The following is a 243-nucleotide window of genomic DNA, read 5'->3' as shown; positions in this document are numbered from 1 at the left end:
ACATTATCTGAGGCAAAGTCGCGCACTATTAGTTTTAATCCAGGGGCTTCTCGCCTAGTTATATTAAAAAGCTGCGGTAACAAGGCTTGAGTTGCGTAGTCTGTCGCGCTAATAGTAAATACACCTTTGTATGTTTGCGGTGTAAATACATCGGGCTCTAACAGCATTTCAAGTTGCTTTAAAATATGGCTAATAGGTTGCTGCATAGATAACGCTTTAGGCGTTGGCACCATACTATTTCCT

Annotated in this window: 1 pseudogene; it reads right to left on the bottom strand. The window is 41.2% G+C overall.

Features of this window, described 5'->3' with window-relative positions:
• Positions 1-206: pseudogene (locus AAEY83_RS17890) on the bottom strand (LysR family transcriptional regulator); the annotation flags it as partial.
• Positions 207-243: the final 37 nt, after the last annotated feature.

The sequence above is a fragment of the Psychrobacter sp. TB20-MNA-CIBAN-0197 genome, assembly GCF_040309765.1.
Lineage (GTDB): Bacteria > Pseudomonadota > Gammaproteobacteria > Pseudomonadales > Moraxellaceae > Psychrobacter > Psychrobacter submarinus.
Note: the sequence above shows the minus strand (reverse complement) of the source record. Positions and strands in the feature narration are given on the sequence as shown.